The organism is Streptomyces sp. NPDC006012 (assembly GCF_042871185.1).
Classification (GTDB): Bacteria; Actinomycetota; Actinomycetes; order Streptomycetales; family Streptomycetaceae; genus Streptomyces.
The window spans coordinates 101,315-121,078 of sequence record NZ_JBIAIE010000005.1; the positions used below are offsets into that span (position 1 = coordinate 101,315).

At 73.2% G+C, this 19,764-nt stretch carries 19 protein-coding genes and 1 tRNA gene; 6 read left to right on the forward strand and 14 right to left on the reverse strand.

Annotated elements, in window-relative coordinates:
- Nucleotides 1-3: 3 nt before the first annotated feature.
- The 6 genes from ACFYPJ_RS11900 to ACFYPJ_RS11925 form a co-directional block, all read right to left on the reverse strand.
- Nucleotides 4-1,026 (reverse strand): phosphotransferase family protein, encoded by a 1,023-nt coding sequence (locus tag ACFYPJ_RS11900; RefSeq protein WP_389014279.1) that lies wholly within the window; start codon nt 1,024-1,026, stop codon nt 4-6.
- Between the two features lie 155 nt (nt 1,027-1,181).
- Nucleotides 1,182-1,481: a hypothetical protein gene (locus ACFYPJ_RS11905; RefSeq protein WP_389014281.1), complete on the reverse strand. Its 300-nt coding sequence runs from the start codon at nt 1,479-1,481 to the stop codon at nt 1,182-1,184.
- A gap of 211 nt (nt 1,482-1,692) precedes the next feature.
- Nucleotides 1,693-2,004, reverse strand: a complete 312-nt coding sequence (locus ACFYPJ_RS11910; protein WP_389014284.1) for a DUF202 domain-containing protein — start codon at nt 2,002-2,004, stop codon at nt 1,693-1,695.
- Complete coding sequence (locus ACFYPJ_RS11915) at nt 2,001-2,393, reverse strand: YidH family protein (RefSeq protein WP_389014287.1); 393 nt, start codon at nt 2,391-2,393, stop codon at nt 2,001-2,003. The genes ACFYPJ_RS11910 and ACFYPJ_RS11915 overlap by 4 nt, the downstream gene beginning before the upstream one ends.
- 122 nt (nt 2,394-2,515) lie before the next feature.
- A complete protein-coding gene (locus ACFYPJ_RS11920) occupies nt 2,516-3,037 on the reverse strand; it encodes an NUDIX hydrolase (protein ID WP_389014289.1) in 522 nt (173 codons plus the stop codon).
- Between the two features lie 78 nt (nt 3,038-3,115).
- Nucleotides 3,116-4,009 carry a DMT family transporter gene (locus tag ACFYPJ_RS11925; protein WP_389014292.1) on the reverse strand — a complete coding sequence of 298 codons (894 nt, stop codon included), beginning with the start codon at nt 4,007-4,009 and terminating at the stop codon, nt 3,116-3,118.
- Nucleotides 4,010-4,384: 375 nt separating this feature from the next.
- On the opposite strand from ACFYPJ_RS11925, the gene ACFYPJ_RS11930 reads away from it, so the two are divergent.
- The 3 genes from ACFYPJ_RS11930 to ACFYPJ_RS11940 all read left to right on the forward strand — a co-directional run bounded on the left by ACFYPJ_RS11930 (nt 4,385) and on the right by ACFYPJ_RS11940 (nt 7,079).
- Nucleotides 4,385-5,392: a hypothetical protein gene (locus ACFYPJ_RS11930; RefSeq protein ID WP_389014295.1), complete on the forward strand. Its 1,008-nt coding sequence runs from the start codon at nt 4,385-4,387 to the stop codon at nt 5,390-5,392.
- Nucleotides 5,393-5,593: 201 nt separating this feature from the next.
- Nucleotides 5,594-6,460, forward strand: a complete 867-nt coding sequence (locus ACFYPJ_RS11935; RefSeq protein ID WP_389014298.1) for a molybdopterin-dependent oxidoreductase — start codon at nt 5,594-5,596, stop codon at nt 6,458-6,460.
- Nucleotides 6,444-7,079 (forward strand): cytochrome b/b6 domain-containing protein, encoded by a 636-nt coding sequence (locus tag ACFYPJ_RS11940; RefSeq protein WP_389014300.1) that lies wholly within the window; start codon nt 6,444-6,446, stop codon nt 7,077-7,079. Before ACFYPJ_RS11935 ends, ACFYPJ_RS11940 begins: the two co-directional genes overlap by 17 nt.
- A 103-nt stretch (nt 7,080-7,182) precedes the next feature.
- Here the strand turns inward: ACFYPJ_RS11940 and ACFYPJ_RS11945 are convergent, their stop codons facing one another.
- The 4 genes from ACFYPJ_RS11945 to ACFYPJ_RS11960 form a co-directional block, all read right to left on the reverse strand.
- Nucleotides 7,183-8,208, reverse strand: a complete 1,026-nt coding sequence (locus ACFYPJ_RS11945; RefSeq protein WP_389014303.1) for an L-idonate 5-dehydrogenase — start codon at nt 8,206-8,208, stop codon at nt 7,183-7,185.
- 13 nt (nt 8,209-8,221) lie between these two features.
- Complete coding sequence (locus tag ACFYPJ_RS11950) at nt 8,222-8,986, reverse strand: SDR family oxidoreductase (RefSeq protein ID WP_389014306.1); 765 nt, start codon at nt 8,984-8,986, stop codon at nt 8,222-8,224.
- A gap of 13 nt (nt 8,987-8,999) precedes the next feature.
- Nucleotides 9,000-10,397 (reverse strand): GntP family permease, encoded by a 1,398-nt coding sequence (locus ACFYPJ_RS11955; protein WP_389014309.1) that lies wholly within the window; start codon nt 10,395-10,397, stop codon nt 9,000-9,002.
- Between the two features lie 78 nt (nt 10,398-10,475).
- A complete protein-coding gene (locus ACFYPJ_RS11960; protein ID WP_389014311.1) occupies nt 10,476-10,994 on the reverse strand; it encodes a gluconokinase in 519 nt (172 codons plus the stop codon).
- A gap of 142 nt (nt 10,995-11,136) precedes the next feature.
- Here ACFYPJ_RS11960 and ACFYPJ_RS11965 point away from each other — a divergent pair, with 142 nt between their 5' ends.
- A complete protein-coding gene (locus ACFYPJ_RS11965; protein ID WP_389014314.1) occupies nt 11,137-11,838 on the forward strand; it encodes a FadR/GntR family transcriptional regulator in 702 nt (233 codons plus the stop codon).
- A gap of 16 nt (nt 11,839-11,854) precedes the next feature.
- Here ACFYPJ_RS11965 and ACFYPJ_RS11970 read toward each other — a convergent pair whose 3' ends face one another.
- The 3 genes from ACFYPJ_RS11970 to ACFYPJ_RS11980 form a co-directional block, all read right to left on the reverse strand.
- Nucleotides 11,855-12,232 (reverse strand): YchJ family protein, encoded by a 378-nt coding sequence (locus tag ACFYPJ_RS11970; protein WP_389014317.1) that lies wholly within the window; start codon nt 12,230-12,232, stop codon nt 11,855-11,857.
- Between the two features lie 315 nt (nt 12,233-12,547).
- On the reverse strand, nt 12,548-13,891 hold the full coding sequence (locus ACFYPJ_RS11975) for a M1 family metallopeptidase (RefSeq protein ID WP_389015075.1): 1,344 nt from the start codon (nt 13,889-13,891) through the stop codon (nt 12,548-12,550).
- Between the two features lie 74 nt (nt 13,892-13,965).
- A complete protein-coding gene (locus tag ACFYPJ_RS11980; RefSeq protein WP_389014320.1) occupies nt 13,966-17,853 on the reverse strand; it encodes a Pls/PosA family non-ribosomal peptide synthetase in 3,888 nt (1,295 codons plus the stop codon).
- Between the two features lie 855 nt (nt 17,854-18,708).
- Between ACFYPJ_RS11980 and ACFYPJ_RS11985 the strand changes: the two genes are divergently transcribed.
- On the forward strand, nt 18,709-19,002 hold the full coding sequence (locus tag ACFYPJ_RS11985; RefSeq protein ID WP_389014323.1) for a tautomerase family protein: 294 nt from the start codon (nt 18,709-18,711) through the stop codon (nt 19,000-19,002).
- A 119-nt stretch (nt 19,003-19,121) separates the two neighbouring features.
- On the forward strand, nt 19,122-19,511 hold the full coding sequence (locus tag ACFYPJ_RS11990; RefSeq protein ID WP_389014326.1) for an acetoacetate decarboxylase family protein: 390 nt from the start codon (nt 19,122-19,124) through the stop codon (nt 19,509-19,511).
- Here the strand turns inward: ACFYPJ_RS11990 and ACFYPJ_RS11995 are convergent.
- Nucleotides 19,490-19,577 (reverse strand) — tRNA-Leu (locus tag ACFYPJ_RS11995). The two genes, ACFYPJ_RS11990 and ACFYPJ_RS11995, sit on opposite strands and share 22 nt — an antisense overlap.
- Nucleotides 19,578-19,764 lie beyond the last annotated feature (187 nt).

The window sequence follows — 19,764 nt, forward strand, 5'->3', positions numbered from 1 at the left end:
CCGTCAGCCTTCCTGAAGGGTGGTCAGCCCGTGGTCGATGAAGACGGGGACGAGGTCCCCGATGCGGTCGAAGCCGGGGCCGACCGTCCGGCCCAGCGTGTACCGGCAGTGGATGCCCTCCAGGATCACGGCGAGCTTGAACCAGGCGAACGCCGTGTACCAGGAGACGGCCGACACGTCGCGTCCCGAGCGGGCGGCGTACCGCTCGATCAGCTCGGCCGGCGCGGGGTGCCCGGCGGCCTCGGCGGTGGTGCTGACGGGGGAGTCGGGCATGCCCAGTGGCAGGCTGTACATCACCAGCAGGCCCAGGTCGGTCAGCGGGTCGCCGAGGGTGGACATCTCCCAGTCGAGGACGGCCGTGATCCGGTCGTCGGCGCCGATCAGGACGTTGTCGAGCCGGTAGTCGCCGTGCACGACGGTGGCCGCGGGGGAGGCGGGCAGCGAGCGCCCGAGGGCGGCGTGCAGTTCGTCGATGCCGGCCAGGTCCCGGGTGCGGGAGGCGTCCAGTTGCTTGCCCCAGCGGCGCAACTGCCGGTCCAGGAAGCCCTCGGGGCGGCCGAAGTCCGCGAGGCCGACCGCGGCGGGTTCCACGGTGTGCAGGTCGACGAGGGTGTCGACCAGGGAGAGCACCGTGCCGCGGGTGCGCTCCGGGCCCAGCGGGGCCAGCTGCCCTGCGGTGCGGTACGGGGTGCCCTCGACGAACTCCATGACGTAGAAGGGTGCGCCGAGAACCTCGGGGTCCGTGCACAGCAGCAGCGCGCGGGGCACCGGCACGCGCGTGGGGTGCAGCGCGTCGATCACGCGGTGCTCGCGCGTCATGTCGTGCGCGGTGGCCAGGACGTGACCGAGCGGCGGGCGCCGTACCACCCAGGTTCCCGTGCCGTCCGTGACGGCGTAGGTGAGATTCGACCTTCCCCCTTCGATCAGCCGGCCGGTCAGCGGGCCGTCGACCAGTCCGGGGCGCTCGCGGTCGAGCAGGCCGCGCAGCCGGTCGAGATCGAGTCCGGGCGGGTGGTCGGGACTCATGCGTCGCTCCTACGGACAGGCGAACAGGATGCGACTCATGATGCCGACCGGTCGGTATGCCGTCCAGTGCGCGGGGCGAACGTGACCTGGGCCACGAGGGGCGGACGGCCCCCCGCGCGCCGCGCCGGGGGCCGTCGGACGGGGCCGGGTAAGGGTCAGTGGTCGTCCCAGTGCCCGGCGTGCGCGGCGTGCCGGTGGCCGTCGTGCAGGTAGTCGACGTGGTCGCCGTGCTGCACGCGCGCGTGCCCGCAGTCGGCGCCGTGCTCGTGGTCGTGGCCCTCGTGGGCGGTGTGCCCGGCGGGCTCGCACTCGTCCCAGTGCCCGGCGTGCTCGCGGTGCAGATGGCCGTCGTGCGCGTAGTCGACGTGGTCGCCGTGCGGTACCTGGGTGTGCCCGCAGCCGGGGCCGTGGCGGTGTGAGTCGTGGGCGGCGTGTTCCTGATGGAGGGCGGTCATGGTGCTCACCTTCGGGGGTGCGGGGTGCTGACGACGGACAGGCTGCCATGCATAAGGGGTATATCCGGACATTCTGGATGTGCGTGGCGTCCGCGTGCCTCGCCGTACCGGGAGTGTGTACCTCGCCCTACCGGGAGCGTGCACCACGCCCGAAGACCGCGGCCACGCCGGAGGAACCCGCACGAGGCCGCCGGAGGCTATACCGCTGATTTCAGAGGACTATCGCCACCGCGCACGCCGCGGTCGCCGCCGCGCACAGCACCGCCGCCGCGGCGTGCCGGGAGGTGAGCGCCGCGGGCCGGTCGGCCGTGGCGAGCACTTGGACGCGCCGGTGGGCGACCCACACGAACCCCAGCCAGAACCCGAAGCACAGCACGCACACGGCGATCCCGGCGGGCGACGCGCCGCCGCGCAGGGCGGTACGCGCGGCGAGCACGGTGGCCACGGTGTAGGACAGCGTCGTGCGCACCCAGGCCAGCCGGGTCCGCTCGGGCTGCAGCCCCGGATCCCGGTCCGCGGTCATCCGCCCCGCCCCAGGAACACGACGACCACCATGGCGAACGCCACCACCGCGACCACGAGGCTCAGCAGCGTCGGGAACCGGGACGCGGGCAGGTCCTCGCCCCGCCGCATGGCCCGCTCGCAGCGCACCCAGTGGTTGACCGCGCGCACCGCGCACAGCACCCCGGCCGCGAGCAGGGCGAGCGCAAGGCCCACTCGCCAGGCCCAGCGCAGGTGCGGCAGGAACTGGTCCACCGCGAAACCCCCGCCGATCAGCGCGAGCGCGGTGCGCACCCAGGCCAGGAAGGTGCGCTCGTTCGCCAGCGAGAACCGGTAGTCGGGCGTGGCGCCTTCGTCCCGGATCCGTTCCGGGGCGAACCAGAACCGGACATTACGTAGGGATTCGCTCACGCGGAGGACCCTACCGGGCGGGCCGCCCTGCTTCTCCGAACCGTGCGAACCCTCCGCACGGTCCGGACCGTGCGCTCCGTTCGGACCGTTCGGACCGTTCGGGCTGTGCGGGTCGTTCGCGGTCATCCCTCGCCCCGGTGCTCCCGCAGGCGCCGGTACGCCGCGAGGCCGTCCGGCGTCCATTCCCACTCCCGCTCCCCGAGCCGCCGCTCCACCTCGTCCTCGGTCAGGAAGTCGTACCAGGCGATCTCCTCCTGCTGGGGCCGGACCGGAAGGTCGCAGCGGACCTCGTACACCGCGGACCACCAGCTGTGACCTGCGTCGTCGTCGTAAAGGAAGGTGAACAGGTGCGACGGGCGGGGCAGTCCCGACACCCCCAGCTCCTCCTCCGCCTCACGCAGGGCCGCGTCGTCGTAGGACTCGCCCGCGCCGACCACTCCGCCGACGAACATGTCGTAGTGGGAGGGGAAGGCCAGCTTGGTCGCCGTGCGGCGGTGCACGAAGATCCGGCCGGCCGCGTCGCGGGCCAGGATGAAGGTGCAGCGGTGGCGCAGCCCGCGCGCATACGCCTCGCCCCGCGGGGACTGCCCGATGACCCGGTCGTGCTCGTCGACGATGTCGAGGATTTCGTCAGCAGCGCTCATGGCCCCATCCAAGCAGGGCACCTCTCCGGGCCGCCCACGCGGCCGAGGGGGCCGGGCCGGAGGTCCGGGCCCGGGGGCTCAGTGCGGCTGGAGGTCGTGCCGTGGCTCAGGCTGCGCCGTACCGCGCGGCATCGCGGGATGCAGCCCGAGCAGCACGATGCCCACGACCACGGCGGCCAGCCCGGCCGCCTCCCACGCCAGCGCCCCGGTGTCGGTGCGCAGCCGGTCGCCGAGGAAGCCCACCCCGCACAGGATCCCGGCCAGCGGCTGGGCGGCCGTGAGCGCGGGCAGCGACATGCGCAGCGGCGCGGTCTCGAACGCGCTCTGCACCAGGATCAGCCCGGTGACGCCCAGCACCAGCACGCCGTAGGGCTGCCAGCCGGTGAACACCTCGGTCAGGCCGCCCGCGGCGAACCGCTGCCCGCTGATCCGGGTCAGCGCGTCCTGCACCCCGTACAGGACGCCCGCGGCGAGGGCCAGCAGCACCGGGGCCTTGCTCAGCCGGGAGCGCTTGGCGTACGTCGTCAGCAGCAGGGCCAGGCCCACCATCGCGCCGATGATCAGCCAGTGGCGGACCGGATCGGTGACCGCGTGCCCGCTGTGCGGCTGGCCCGCCACGATGAACGCGGTCACCCCGCCGGCGAGCAGGGCGAGACCCGCCCAGCCCTGGCGGCCCAGCGGCTGCTTCGTCTGGTGCCGGGAGAGCGCGAGGGCGAACAGCAGGTTCGTGGCGAGCAGCGGCTCGACCAGGGAGATCTCACCGTCACCCAGAGCGACCGCGCCCAGGATCATTCCGGCCATCATCAGGGCGATGCCGCCGAGCCAGCGGGGCACCCTCATCAGGTCGAGCAGGATCCGTGGCGAGAGGAAGTCGCTGAGGGGTGCGTCCTTGGCGGCGTTCTGCTGGAGTACGAACCCGAAGCCCACGCAACAGGCCGCGCTCACGGCGAGGATCAGAACCAGAACCGACACGCTGCGTACCTCGATCATCCGGCCGGGTCACGGGCTGCGTAGTGGCCGACTGTAGCGCCCCGGAGCCGTCCGTGCCCTCGGGAGTGCCCAGAACCAGTCAGTCGAATCAGCCACGACGCCCGGTCGGCCACAAGGGCGCGACCTTACCGCCATGGTCCGCTGCCCGGAAGGGCAGCGCCACGGCGCATACCACAGGAACGGGCTTGTCGCGCGCCGGGTCCGGACCGTCGACGGGCCGCCCCGTGAAGGTCAACTCCCGGTATGCAAGGGGTAGTTGATCACCAAACCGGTAACTGTGAACTTGACGTAAACCACGGGGTGGGGATTTGCTGTGAGTGATCAGTCGATGGCGTTCGACAACCAGGAAGTTTCGCGGTGCCCTTACCCTCGTCTGTGCTCCACCCGCGCCGCGAGCGCCCCTTGGGGGTCTTCGACGACGCCTTCGACGACACCGGCCTGACAGCCGCGCGCACCGCGTTGGCCCAGGGCCGACGGCAGACCGTCCGGGCGCTGCTCCAGCGCACCGGTGACGACTGGGACCGCCGCGGCCACCGGATCTGCGTGCTCGCCCGGGAGTCCTACACCTCCGCCTGGGCCCGCGACTGGCTGGCCGCCGAGCCGGCGTCCGCCGACGCCGCCGTGCTGCTCGCGCTGTCCCTGGTGCGGCGCACGCTGCGCGGCAAGGCGGAGCCCGCCCGGGCCCGCGCCGCCTGCCGCGCGGCGGCCGTCCTCGCGCCCGCCGACCCGACCCCCTGGCTCGGCCTGCTCCAACTGGCCCGCCACCTGGGCACCGACCAGGAGACGGCGGACGCCTTCGCCGAGGTGTGCCACCGGCACCCCGAGCACCACCAGGCCCACCATCTGATGACGGCCCGCCTCGCCGAGCACCGACCCGAGCACGCCGACCCGGGCCACGAGGCGTACGCCTTCGCCTGCCGGAGCGCCGCCCGCGCTCCCGCCGATTCCCCGCTCGCCATCCTGCCCGTCGTCGCGCACGCCGAGCGCTACCGGGTGCTGGCCGCCGCGGGCCTGCTGCCCGCCGACCCCGCCGCCTCCGGGCACTGGTCGGGACCGCGGCCCGGGAAGGTGCTTCGGGCCGCCTTCGACTGGTGGCTGGAGTGGGAGCAGGACGAGCACCCGCGCCGCCACGTCGACCTGAACTTCCTCGCCCACGCCGTGTCCTGCGCCGGCCGCGTCGCGGAAGCCGCCGCGCTGTTCGGGCGGATCGGCCGGCACCTCACGCCGAGGCCGTGGTGCTACCCGGACCGCGATCCGTGCACCGCCTTCCGCGCCGCCCGCGCGTGTGCGCTCGGCGCCGCCCGGGCCGCCTCCGACGGGGCGCTCCCGGAGCCGTACGCATACGGCCGCGTCCGGCGCGTGTGAGCAGCCGCCCGGGATGCGGCGTGCGTGAGGGGCCGTTCCGGCCGCGGCGCAGGTGAGCGGTTGTTCCGGACGCGCGGCGTGCGTGCGCAGCCGTTCCCGACGCCGCGCAAGTGAGAAGTGGAAGTGAGAAGTCATTACGGAACGCTGACTTGTCGCCCGGTCCCCTGGTCCCGTCGCGTCGGCGGTGCTCGAATGAACCACGTGAACTTCGAATCACCTGAGGGGATGCCGGGCGAGGACCCGCCTGCCGGGGGCGCGTCCGGCGCAGACACGTCCGGCGGGGATGCCGGGGATGCACGGACCCGGGATCCGCGAGCCCGGGATGCACGGACCCGGGAAGCGCGGACCGAGAACGCGCCCGCGGCGGCCGGCCGCCCGGTCGGCCGCCGGATCCTGCTCGGCACCCTCGCCCTCGGCGCCCTCGGTGTGGCCGCCGCGCCCGCCCTCCAGCGCGGTACGGAGGCACTCCTCGGCGCCGCCTCCGGCAAGGACCCCACCGGGCTGACGGGCCTGCTGCCCAACGGCGGCGGCTTCCGCTACTACTCGGTCGCCGCCTCCGTACCCGACCAGGGCCCCGCCGACTACCGGCTCACGATCGGCGGACTCGTCGACCGCCCCCGCAGCTACACCCTCGCCGACCTGCGCGCCCTGCCCCAGACGCGCATGGTCAGGGACGTCCAGTGCGTCACCGGCTGGCGCGTCCTCCGCACCCCGTTCGAGGGGGTCCGGCTGTCCCGGCTGCTGGACGCGGCGGGTGTGGGCGGCACGGCCCGCGCGATCCGCTTCACCTGCTTCGACGGCACGTACACCGAGAGCCTGACCCTGGACCAGGCCCGCCGATCCGACGTACTGATCGCGCTGCGCATGCAGGACAAGGACATCGGCCACGACCACGGCGGCCCGGTCCGCCTCTACGTCGCTCCCATGTACTTCTACAAGTCGGCGAAGTGGCTCTCCGGCATCACGGTCACCGACCGGGTCCGGCCCGGCTACTGGGAACAGCTCGGATACGACGTCGACGCCTGGGTCGGCCGCTCGAACGGACGGACCGATGAGCCCACGAGCTGAGACCGCCGCCGGCACCGCCACCGCCGGCACCCGGCTACGGCGCTTCACCGCGGCCGAGCGCTGGGTGCACCGCGCGACCGCCGCACTGATGGGCCTGTGCGTACTGACCGCGGCCTGCCTCTACCTCCCCCAACTCGCCGTGCTCGTCGGCCGTCGCGCCCTCGTCGTCCGCGTCCACGAGTGCGCGGGCCTGGCGCTGCCGGTGCCCGTCCTGCTGGGTCTGGCCTCCCGGGCGTTCCGCGCCGACCTGCGCTTCCTCAACCGCTTCGGCCCGCACGACGGGATCTGGCTGCGCGCCGCGCTGCGCCGCGACCGGCGGCCCGCCGCGCGTCCGGCGGGGAAGTTCAACGCCGGCCAGAAGATCTACGCCGCCTGGATCGCCGGTGCCACGCTGGTGATGCTCGGCACGGGTCTCATGATGTGGTTCACCCACCTCGCCCCGCTGATGTGGCGCACCTCGGCGACCTTCGTGCACGACTGGCTCGCCCTCACCATGGGCGTCGTCCTCGCCGGGCACATCGGCATGGCGCTGGCCGACCCGGAGGCCCGCCGCGGTCTGCGCACGGGCACCGTGCGCCGGGACTGGGCGGAGCGGGAACATCCGTTGTGGCGGCGCTGACCCGTCCTTTTTCCCGTGTCCCGTGAGCTGTTCTCGTCTGCCACCGGCTGTTCCCGTGTCCCGCGAGCTGTTCTCGTGTCCCACCAGGTGTTCCCGTGTCCCGTCAGCCGTCGAAGTCCAGCAGCACCTTGCACGAGCGAGCGCGATCCGCCGCCAGGGCGAAGGCCCGCTCCGCCTCGGCCACCGGAACCACCGCGCTGATCAGGCCGTCGAGCGCGGGCTCGGCCGCCAGCAGGTCGAGCGCCGCATCGAACTCGGCGTCGAACCGGAACGACCCCAGCAACTCGATCTCCCGGCTCACCACCAGGTTCCCCGCGAACGGGCTCGGCCCGGGCGGCAGCATGCCCAGCTGCACCACGGTCCCGGCACGCCGCACCAGCCGCAGACAGGTGTCGAGCCCGGCGGCCGTCCCCGAAGCCTCGACGGCCACGTCGACCTCGTCCGGCCACCCGGTCCCGCCCGGATCGCCGGCCCGTACGACCGAGTCCGCGCCCGCCGCGGCGGCGTACCGCAGCGCCTCGGTCAGCAGGTCGGTCGCGGTCACCCGGGCCGCGCCCGCCGCCCGCGCCGCCGCGACCACCAGGCACCCGATCGGTCCGGCACCCGTCACCAGCACATGCCGCCCGGTCACCGCTCCGGCCCGCCGCACCGCGTGCAAGGCGACCGACAGCGGCTCGGCGAGCGCCGCCCGGCGCGGTTCCAGACCGGTGGGCAGGGCCCGCAACTGCCGGGCCGGTACGGCCACCCGGCCCGCGAAAGCACCCTGGACGTGCGGGAATCGGGCCGCGCTGCCCAGGTAACGGACGTCCCGGCACACCGTGCGCCGCCCGGCCGCGCACTCCGGGCACGCCCCGCACGGGGTCGCCGGGTGCACGGCGACGGCCGTGCCCGGGGCCGGCCCCGAGGCGCCCGCCCCGTACCCGGTCACCGTGCCCACCACCTCGTGCCCCGGCACCAGCGGCTCCCGCAGCCGGAAGTCACCGACGCCGCCGTGCTGCCAGTAGTGCAGATCGGACCCGCACACCCCGCCGTAGCGGACGGCGACCAGCGCCTGCCCGGGACCGGGCAGCGGCACCGGCAGCTCCTCGACGCGCAGGTCACCGCGCCCATGGAGCACACAACCGAACATTCCCCGGCCTCCTTCACAGCACGCTGGTCATGCCGCCGTCCACATAGAGCACCTGCCCGTTGACGAAGTCCGCGGCCGGAGAGGCGAGGAACAGCACCCCGCCCACCAGGTCCGCGGTCCGGCCCCAGCGCCCGGCCGGGGTACGGCGGCGCACCCAGGCGGTGAACTCCTCGTCCTCGACGAGCGGCCGGGTCAGCTCGGTCTCGACATAGCCGGGCCCGAGCCCGTTCACCTGGACGCCGTACGGCCCCCAGTCCGCGCACATGCCTTTGGTGAGCATCTTCACCGCGCCCTTGGCCGCCGCGTACGGCGCGATGCCGGGGCGCACCACCTCGCTCTGCAGCGAGCAGATGTTGACGATCTTGCCGTGGCCGCGTGCCGTCATCCGCCGGGCGGCCTCCCGGCCGACCAGGAACGCGCTGGTCAGATTGGTCTGCAGGATCCGGTGCCAGTCCTCGTCGGTGAACTCCAGGAGCGGAGCGCGCAGTTGCATGCCCGCGTTGTTGACCAGGATGTCGAGCGGGCCCACCCGCTCCTCGATGTCCGCGACGCCCCGGGCCACGGCCGGCCCGTCGGTCACGTCGAACACCGCCGTGTGCACCCGGTCCGCGGGCAGGGCTGCGGCGGCCTCGGCCAGCCGGGCTCCGTCGCGTCCGTTGAGCACGACCGTGCAGCCGGCCTCGGCCAGGCCGCGGGCCAGCGCGTGTCCGATGCCCCGGCTGGAGCCGGTGACCAGGGCCGTACGGCCGCTGACGTCGAAGAGGGGGTGAGCCGTCATGGCCGTACCGCTCCTAGATCACGAGGGACAGCAGGAGGACCAGGGCGCCGGCCACCACCGAGATGATGCACTCCATCACCGACCAGGTCTTGAACGTCTGGCCGACACCCAGTCCGAAGTACTCCTTCACCAGCCAGAACCCGGCGTCGTTCACATGGCTCAGGAAGAGTGAGCCGGCGCCGATGGCGAGGACCAGCAGGGCCGCGTGCGTGGTCGACATGTCGGCGGCCAGCGGGGCGACCAGACCGGCCGCGGAGACGGTCGCCACGGTCGCCGAACCGGTCGCCAGCCGGATCGCCACCGCGATCAGCCAGCCCAGCAGCAGCGCCGGGATCGACCAGTCCTTGGACACGTCCAGGATCATCTGGCCCACACCGGAGTCGACGAGCGTCTGCTTGAAGCCCCCGCCCGCGCCGACGATCAGCAGGATGCCGGCGATCGGCATCAGGCTCGTCTCGACGGCCTGCGCGATCCGGTCCTTGGAGAACCCGGCCGGACGGCCCAGCGTGAAGATGCCGACGAGCACGGCCAGCAGCAGGGCGATCAGCGGCGAGCCCACCACGTCGAAGACGCGTTGCACCATGTGCTCCGGGTCGTCGACCACGATGTCCACCAGCGCCTTGGCCAGCATCAGGACCACCGGCAGCAGGATCGTGGCGAGCGTCGCACCGAAGCCGGGCCGCTTCTCGGACTCCGTGGCGGGACGCTGCGGGATCATCCGCTCGGGAGCCGGTACGTCCACCCAGCGCGCGGCGAACTTCGAGAACAGCGGCCCGGCGATGATCACAGTGGGGATCGCGACCAGCACGCCGAGCGCCAGCGTGACGCCCAGGTCGGCCTTGACCGCGTCGATCGCGACCAGCGGGCCGGGGTGCGGCGGCACCAGCCCGTGCATCGCGGACAGGCCCGCGAGCGCCGGGATGCCGATGCGCATCAGCGAGTGGTTGCCGCGCCTGGCGACCATCAGGACCACTGGGATCAGCAGCACGATGCCGACCTCGAAGAACAGCGGCAGACCGATCACCGAGGCGATCAGCACCATCGCCCACGGCATCGTCCGGCCGCCCGCGCGGGCCAGGATGGTGTCGACGATCTGGTCGGCGCCGCCGGAGTCGGCGAGCAGCTTGCCGAGGATCGAACCGAGGGCGATCAGCACACCGACGCCGGCGACCGTGCTGCCGAGGCCGGTGGTGAAGCTGGTTATCGCCTTGTCGAGCGGTGCCCCGGCGCACGCGCCCAGCACGAGCGAGCCGATGGTCAGCGCCAGGAAGGCGTGGAGCTTGAACTGGGTGATGAGCAGGACGATGACGGCGATGCCCGCCAGGACGGCTATGCCGAGCTGGGCGTGTCCGGCCGAGGTGATGGGCTGGACGGTGTCCGCTGCCAGCATCTCGACGCTGAGTCTGGTCACGGGGGGTTCCCTTCCAGGTGGACGGGGACGGGGGACAGGAAGGACCTTGCTGAGCGGCGGTAGCGCTCCTGGGGAGCGCTACCGCGTGCTGTCGGGAAGCGTGGCCAGCGCCTCGACGGCCCGTTCGGTGATCTCCTGCGGGCTGCCGGAGACGTTCACGACGACACCCGTCTCGTCCGGCTCCAGCGGCTGGAGCGTCGCGAACTGGGAGTCGAGCAGCGCGGTCGGCATGAAGTGGCCCTGACGGCGGGACATGCGCTCCTCGACGAGCGCGCGGTCGCCCGTCAGGTGCACGAACACGATTCCGGGGGCCGCGGCCCTGAGCCGGTCGCGGTACGACCGTTTCAGCGCCGAGCTGCTCACCACCCCGCCGAGTCCGGCCCGCCCGTGGGCCCAGCGGCCGATGGCGTCGAGCCACGGCCACCGGTCGGTGTCGTCGAGCGGGACACCGGCCGACATCTTGGCGATGCTGGCGGACGGATGGAATTCGTCGCCCTCGGCATACGGAACGCCGAGCCGGGCAGCAAGCAGGGGACCGATCGTGGTCTTGCCCGTGCCGGCGACGCCCATCACCACGACGACGCGGGGGGTGCGCATCACAGCCTCGCTGTCTTCCTCGACAAGCGACGTCGACAACTGACGTCAGCCACACTGAACCCCATTAGGTAAGACGAATTCAAGGGTCAGTGCGCAATAAGTCTGACTTTTTGCTCCGTGATCCACTCTGTACGCTGAGTGCATGAGCACACCGGGCCGGGGGTTGCACGGCCATGTACTGGACACCCTCGGTCCCGCGATCACCGCGGGGCAGTACCCCCCGGGCAGCGTGCTGCGCACCGACGAACTGGCCCAGCACTTCGAGGTCTCCCGCTCGGTGATGCGCGAGGCGGTACGCGTCCTGGAATCCATGCACCTGGTGGAATCCCGCCGCCGGGTCGGCGTCACGGTGCTGCCGAGGTCCGAGTGGAACGTCTACGACCCGCAGGTCATCCGCTGGCGGCTGGAAGGCGCCGACCGCCCGCACCAGTTGCGCTCGCTGACCGTGCTGCGCTCGGCGATCGAACCGGTCGCGGCGGGGCTCGCCGCCCGGTACGCCACACCGGAGCAGTGCGCCGAACTCACCGAGTGCGCGCTCGGCATGGTGGCCAACTCACGCGGCCACCGGCTGGATACCTACCTGCTCCACGACGTCGCCTTCCACCGGGTCGTCCTGACCGCCTCCGGCAACGAGATGTTCGCCCGGCTCGGCGACGTCGTCGCCGAGGTCCTCACCGGCCGCACCCATCACGAGGTCATGTTCGAGGACCCGGACCCGGCCGCGGTCACCCTGCACGTCCAGGTGGCCGAGGCGGTACGCGGCGGCGATGCGGCCCGCGCCGAGCAGTTGACCCGCGAGATCACCATGGGCGCACTCCAGGAACTGGACATCCTCGCGCCCTGACCGGCGCCGCACCCGCTCAGCCGACGATCTCCCCGTCGACGTACACCCACGCCCCGTCCACCCGCTCGAACCGGCTGCGCTCGTGCAGCGCACCACCCCGGTAGGACGCCCGGAACGTCACGGTCCCGGCGCTGTGGAAGGCCGAACCCCCGGTCGTGTCCAGCACCTCAAGACCGGTCCACCGCATCCCGGGATCGAGGTCGAGCCGCGCGGGCCGGGTCCGCGGATGCCAGGTCCGCAGCAGATACCCCGCGTCCCCGCGCACGAAGGCCGCGTACCGCGACCGCATCAACGCCTCAGCGGTCGGCGCGGCCCCCGGCCCCCGGTGATACCGCCCACAGCACACCGCATAGGCCCCGGACAGCCCACACGGACAGGAAGAACCCGATGTCATCCCCCCATTGTGCGCGACCACCACCCCCCACTGATCACAACCCCCTGAAGGGCCCCAGAACCACGGGCAAGTTCTTCCCCCGGCCGACCGCAACCCCCTGAAGGGGCGCGGGGAACTGCGCGCCCGGCCACCATGTACCCGCACTCGTCCACCGGGCCGACACCCACTACGCACCGGCGCCCAGCCACCCCGTACCCGCACCCGCCCATCGGCCCGACATCCACCACACACCGGCGGCCAGCCACCCCACACCCACCCACCACCACGCACCCCCTCCCACTCCGCTCCCCAAGCCAAGCCAAGCGCAGCGAAACGTCAGCCGCCCGCCCGCGCCCCCGGCAAGGGAAGCGGCGGAAGCGCGGCCCCCTCCACCCACGCGGCGAACAACCCGTCCACCGGCTCCGCCGCGAACCGCCCGACGTGCTCGGTGAACGCCCGCGTCGTCACCGTCCCTCCCCGGTGCAGCCGCACCCAACTCCGCAGCATCAGGAAGAACGCCTCGTCGCCCAGCGCACAGCGCACCGCGTGCAGCACCAGCCCGCCCCGCTCGTAGAGGCGGTCGTCGAACATCGCCTTGCGCCCGGGGTCCGCCAGCCGCAGATCCTGCGGCAGCGAGGCCAGCGCCCGGTGTGCCGCGGTGGCCAGCTGCCCGGCGGAAGGCCCCCCGGACCGCTCCGACCACAACCACTCCGCGTACTTGGCGAACCCCTCGTTCAGCCAGATGTGCCGCCAGTCGGCGAGCGACACGCTGTTGCCGAACCACTGGTGCGCCAGCTCGTGCGCGACCAGCCGCTCCGAACCCCGCGCCCCGTCCACATGGTTGGAACCGAACAGCGACAGCCCCTGTGCCTCGACGGGCACGTCCAGCTCCTCCTCGGTCACCGCCACCGCGTACTCCTCGAACGGATACGGCCCGAACAACTCCTGGAACAGCTCCATCATCGCCGGCTGCCGCGCGAAGTCCCGGGAGAACTCGGGCAGCAGACGCGCCGGGATGTGACCGTGCTGCGGTACACCGCCCGGACCCGGGTCGCCCAGCAGCACCGTCTGGTACTTGCCGATCGTCAGCCCCACCAGATAGCTGGAGGTCGGCGCCGACTGCTCGTACACCCAGGTCGTCGTCGACGCCTTGTTGGTCCGGGTCAGCAGCCGCCCGCCCGCCACCACCGCGTACGCGGACGGCGTGGTCACCGAGATCAGGTACGACGCCTTGTCGGCGGGCCGGTCGTTGCACGGGTACCAGGACGGCGCTCCGACCGGCTGGCTCGCCACCAGCGCCCCGTCGGCCAGTTCCTCCCAGCCGAGCCCGCCCCACGGGCTGGCGACCGGCCGCGGGTTGCCGGACCAGTGCACCTCCACCGTGAACGCGGCCCCGGCCCGCAGCGGCTTCGCGGGCCGGACCCGCAGCCGGCCGCCGCGGTGCGTGTAGTGCGGCTGCCGCCCGTCCACCCGGATCCGGCTGATCTTGAAGTCCGCCAGGTTCAGCTGGAACTCGGGCAGCGGGGAGAGCCCCGCGATGGCGTTGATCCGGGCCGTGCCCGACAGCCGGTTCGGGCCGGGCCGGTAGTCCAGCGTCAGCTCGTAGCGGTGCACCCGGTACCGGGGATCGCCGTTGCCCGGAAAGTACGGGTCCTGCCCTGCCATCCGCTGAACTGCCACCGCCGCGTCCGCTCCCTGCGCCATGCCACTACCGAGTGCCGGGACACCGTCGACCGTCTCGGAGTGGTCCGCGCTCAGGGACGCCATGCTTCGATCGGGTTGCCGAGCCAGCGGGTGTCGTCCGGGACGGCCTCCGCGGCCATGACGAGCGACGCGGGACCCAGGGTCGTACGAGCCCCGATCGTGCTGCCGGGCAGCACGATCCCGCCAGGGCCCAGTGTGGCGCCCTCACGGAGGACCACAGTATCCGTCCGCAAGATCCGGTCATGGAAGAGGTGTGTCTGCAGGACACAGCCCCGATTGACGGTGGCCGCGTCCGCCAGCGTCACCAGATCTGTCTCGGGCAGCCAGTAACTCTCCACCCAGGTGCCCCGGCCGACCCGCGCGCCCAGCCCGCGCAGCCACACCGCCATCAGCGGCGTCCCCGGCACATAACCGGCCAGCCACGGCACGGCCAGCACCTCGACGAAGGTGTCGGCCAGCTCATTGCGCCACACGAAACCGCACCACAGCGGGTGCTCCCCGCGGCGGTGCCGCCCCACCAGCATCCATTTCGCCACGATCGCCCCGGCGCCCGCCGCGATCCCCGCCGCGAGCAGCACCAGCCCCGACAGCAGCGGCGCCCACCCGCCCAGCGCGCACAGCGCCGCCGCGGTCAGCACGGCCAGCGCCGCCGAGCACAGCACCGGCACGATCCGGCACAGCTCCACCAGACCGCGCGCCCAGCGCAGCCGGGCCGGCGGGTCGTAGGTACGGCTCTGGTCGCCGGACTCAGCGCTCCGCGGCAGCTTGACCGGCGGCAGCCCCAGGTAGGAGCTGCCCTTCTTCGCCTTCTTCGGCGTCGCCGACAGCACTCCGACGAGCCCGCCGTCCGGCACGCGCCGCCCCGGCGCGGTCATTCCCGAGTTCCCGAGGAACGCCCGCCGCCCGATCTGCGCACGCCCGATCCGCACCCAGCCACCGCCCAGCTCGTACGGCGCGGTCAGGGTGTCGTCGGCCAGGAACGCGCCGTCGCCCACCGTGGTCAGGCTCGGCAGCGCCAGCACGGTCGACACCTCGGCACCCCGGCCGATCCGCATCCCCAGCAGCCGCAGCCACATCGGCGTGACCAGCCCGGCGTACAGCGGGAACAGTGTCTGCCGGGACCGGTCCATCAGCTGGGTGACCGTCCACGCCTGCCAGCCGGTCCGGCTGTGCGTCGGATACGTGCCCGAGCGCAGCCCCAGGCTCAGCAGCCGTACGGCGACGACCGTCAGCAGCGCGTAGGCGAGCCCGAAGGCCAGCGTCGCCGGGACCAGGCCGAGCGCCGCCCCGCGCAGGGCCTCGCCGAGACCGTCACCGGGCCGCACGAACAGCGCGCCCACGAGCAGCGCCGCCGCCCCCGCCGCCACCGGCAGCGCGCTCAGCGCGACACCGGTGATGCCGTACATCACCCGCCAGGAGGTGCCGCGCTGCGGCCGCTCCTTGGGCCAGTTCCGCTTGGCCTTGCCGAGCTTGACCGCGGGCGCCCCGGCCCACCGCTGCCCGGTCGGCACCTGCCCGGTGACGGCCGAGCCGGGCGCCACCTCGGCCCGCTTGCCCACCCGGGCGCCCGGGAACAGCACGCTGCGGGTCCCGACCACGGCATGCGCGCCCACCCGTATCGCACCGACCTCCAGCCGGTCCCCGTCCACCCAGTACCCGCACAGGTCGACCTCGGACTCCACGGCCGCCCCGCGGCCCAGTCTGAGCATGCCGGTGACCGGCGGCAGCGAGTGCAGGTCCACGTCCGCGCCGACCCGGGCGCCCAGCGCCCGCGCGTACCGCTCCAGCCACGCCCCGGTCAGCCCGGTCGCCCCGCTGAACTCGGCCAGCCGCTCCGCCGCCCACAACCGCAGATGGACGCCGCCGCCGCGCGGATACCGTCCGGGCCGCAGCCCGCGCAGCAGCAGCCGCGCCCCGCCGGCGGCGAGTGCTATCCGCCCCGGCGGGGTGAACAGCAGCACGGCACCGGCCGCCAGCAGCCACCAGGGCGCCGTCGGCAGGAACCCGTACCCGGGCAGCAGGTTCCCGGCCGTGGCCAGCACCACCGTCCAGCGCAGCCCGAGCAGCGTGAACAGCGGCACGAGCAGCAGCGTCTGGAGGGCCCGGGCGCGCACCGGAACCGGCGCCACCGTCCGCCGCGGGCCCTCCTCCCGTGCGGACGCCTCCAGCCGCCGGGCCTGCTTGCGCAGCACGGGCTGCTGGTAGACGTCGAGGACGGCGGCGTCCGGGTAGCGGGTGCGCAGCCGGGTGGTGAGCTGGGCGGCGGCCAGGCTGTTGCCGCCGATCGCGAAGAAGTCGTCGCCGGCACCGGTCACGGGGATGCCCAGGACCTCGGTCCACTGCTCGGCGAGCCACGCCTCGACGCCGTGCAGCTCCGCCGCCGGGGCCGTCACCCCTTCCAGCGGCCAGGGCAGCGCGTTCCGGTCGACCTTGCCGGAGGTACGGGTCGGCAGCGCGTCGACCGGCGCGAGCAGCGGGACCAGCGCGGCGGGCAGCGCGGCCCGCAGCTGTTCGACCGCGGCCGCCTGGTCCCAGCCGTCCTGGGTGACGACATAGCCGACGAGGAGCTGATTGCCGCCCCGGGCGGTGCGCACCGCGGCGGCGGCGCCCGCGACACCGGGGAGCGCCTGCAGCGCCGCGTCCACCTCGCCCAGCTCGATCCGCCGCCCGCCGAGTTTGATCTGTTCGTCGGCCCGCCCGAGGAAGACCAGCCCCTCCGGGTCGGCCCGCACCAGGTCACCGCTGCGGTACGCCCGCTCCCAGCCCAGCGCCGCCAGCGGCGCGTACTTCTCCGCGTCCTTCTCGGGGTCGAGGTAGCGCGCGAGTCCCACCCCGCCGATCACCAGCTGCCCGCTGCCGCCCATCGGCACCGGCTCGCCGGCCTCGTCGACGACGGCCAGCTCCCAGCCGTCCAGGGGCAGCCCGATCCGCACCGGCTCCGCGCCGGTCAGCAGCGCCGCACAGGTCACCACGGTCGCCTCGGTCGGACCGTAGGTGTTCCACACCTCGCGGCCCTCCGTCACCAGCCGCTGCACCAGCTCGGGCGGACAGGCTTCGCCGCCGAAGACCAGCAGCCGTACGTCGCTCAGGGCCTCGGGCTCCCACAGCGCGGCCAGCGTCGGCACCGTGGACACCACGGTGATCTCCTGTTCCACCAGCCAGGGCCCGAGGTCCGCGCCGCTCCTGACCTGAGAGCGGGGCACGGGCACCAGACAGGCCCCGTGCCGCCAGGCCAGCCACATCTCCTCGCAGGACGCGTCGAACGCCACGGACAGGCCCGCCATCACCCGGTCACCGGGCCCGATGGGCTCCTCGGCGAGGAACAGGGCGGCCTCGGCGTCCACGAACGCGGCGGCACTGCGGTGCGTCACGGCGACGCCCTTGGGCCTGCCGGTGGAGCCGGAGGTGAAGATGATCCAGGCGTCCTGCCCGGCGCCGGGGCGCGCGGCGGCGGAACCCGAGGGGGAGCCGTGGACGGTGATCCGGTGCCCGGCCTCGACGACGGCGCCCACCTCCGCCTCGCCGAACACCAGCTCGGCCCGCTCGTCCGGGTCCTCGGCGTCGACGGGCACGTACGCGCCGCCCGCCGCGAGCACCGCGAGGACGGCCACGTACAAGTCGTTGGTGCCCGACGGAACCCGTACGCCCACACGGTCCCCGAGGCCGACCCCGGCGTCCGCGAGCCGCCGCCGCAGCCGCTCGACCCGCGCCGCCAGCGCACGGTAGGTGAGCTGCTCGGCACCGTCGTCCAGGGCGAGTTCGTCCGGATGCGCGCGCACTGACGCGTCGAACACGTCGACCAGCGTGCGCGGCGGCGCCGCGGGGCCGGCGGTGAACCGGGCCCGCTCGGCCATCCGCGCACGGATCTCCGCTGCGAACGCGTCGTCGGCCGCTTCGTCGAGCAGACCGAGAGCACTGCCCTCGTGTATGGCTGCCATCGGGTCCTCGCGTCTCGTTCCCGGAACCCTCCGGGGCGCTGGCGGGCCCGCAGGTCTGCCTGGGGTTGTCCGACTCCAGCGCGTGAACAACCGGAAAATTCTAGTACGACGCTAGGTGTCGCCCTCGTGTCCGGCCACTCGGGTGGCCTGTCCGTGCACGCCGGCCGACCGGGTGCGCCGCGATGACCTGCCGGTCCGGGCCCGAACGAGACATGACCCACACGTGTCGAGCGAGGCGGGACTTGCAACCCTATGCCCGATGCCCGGCGATGGGGTTTCCGGCCCAGGGGGCTCCGGTCTGAAGTTTCCGGTCCGGGGTTTCCGCCCGCGCACATGGTAACGACGAGTCAGACGGCCTGGCCGGCGCGTTGGTGTGCACACCCAGCCGGTGTCGGCGAAGCCCAGGTGTACGCCGACGACCTGCGTGTGCTGTGCGGCGAGCTCGATCCGCAACGAGTTCGTCAGGGACCACAGCGCCGCCTTGGAGGCGCCGTAGGCCCCGGCCCTGGCTCCCCAGGACAGCACCGAGTGCATATCGGTCAAGCGCATCGCCGGCTTCCCGCCCGAGGGCGTCAAGGCCGCCAAGCGCGCCGGCAACGGCCTCACCCTGGCGGATCCCGCGCACGTCCGCTCCGACGCTGTCACGTTCCAGGCCCTGAGCGCCCCGCCCGAAACGCGTGAGCGCCTGGCCCACCTCGCCGACCGGGGCCTGCAGACGCCCGGCGACCTCGAACGCGATCTCGGCCAGGCCGTCGCGGACTTCCGCCGCTGACTCCGACACCGGGCCGGACCTGCGGCCGAACGGCCCGTCGTACGGGCGCGGGTGGACCGGAACCCGCTGATGCCGGGGCGGGAATGCTCCCTTCCCAGGACAGCGGGCTGACATCAACTGCCTTTGAACGCACCGAAAAACGCGGTTCGAAGGCGCGGCATCGCGCCGGGAAAGCGCATAGCCCCGACCGGGCCTCCCGGGCCGCCGACATCCCTGAGGACAAGCGGGCAGCGGCGGCGGCCATCAACAGGCTGGTGGCCGAGGCGCTCGACATCGCCCCCGACGACATCTTCATTGCGCTGGTTCCGGTCCCGAACGAGAACTTCTCCTTCGACAAGGGCGAACTCCAGCTCGCCGGCGAAGCGCCACGCCGGTGAACCGCGCCCCGGTCCCGGGGCCGGGAGGTGACACGCCGCGCGCCGGGCGATCTGGCCCGGCCGGGTACGGCCGGGGTGCGGGCGCTTTCGTCGGGCGATGAAGGCCCCGCGTTTCCCCCGTGATCCCGCGGTTCACCGACCGCGAGTACCTCGACATCGTCTACCGCACCGACGCCGACGCGCCGCGTGCCGTCGTCCCCGAGCCCCTCGCGATCGACGAGCCCCTCACGATCGACGAGCCGCCGGTCCGGTTCGAGATCGCGAGGGTACGACCGACGGCATGCACGACGGGTCACGGAGCTGGGGTGGCGGGGAGTGGGGCACCCATTGACGGCGCGCAGGCAACCATGGTCACCACTCGGTCAGCGTTCGTCGCTCCGGCCAGAGCCGGCAAGACCGTTCCTGTGGGTCGCTCCGCTGGCCGCCCCGCTGGTCGCGCGGCCGTCCTGCAATGCAAAAGGCCCCTGGTCAGGGGCCTTTTGATCTTTGGTGTCCGAGGGGGGACTTGAACCCCCACGCCCGATAAAGGGCACTAGCACCTCAAGCTAGCGCGTCTGCCATTCCGCCACCCGGACAAGGTGCGCGTCGTGCGGGATTCAGCCCGCGGCGACGAGGGAAACACTACCAGGCTTTCGGGGGCGGCCGATCACGCCCTGTCCCCGTGGGCGGTCCCGGGTGAACGCCCTGTGACGGGGTGAGTTCGGGGTTGGGACCGGAGCGGGGGCGAGGCAGGATGAGGGGGAACCACCAGCAGCGACACCG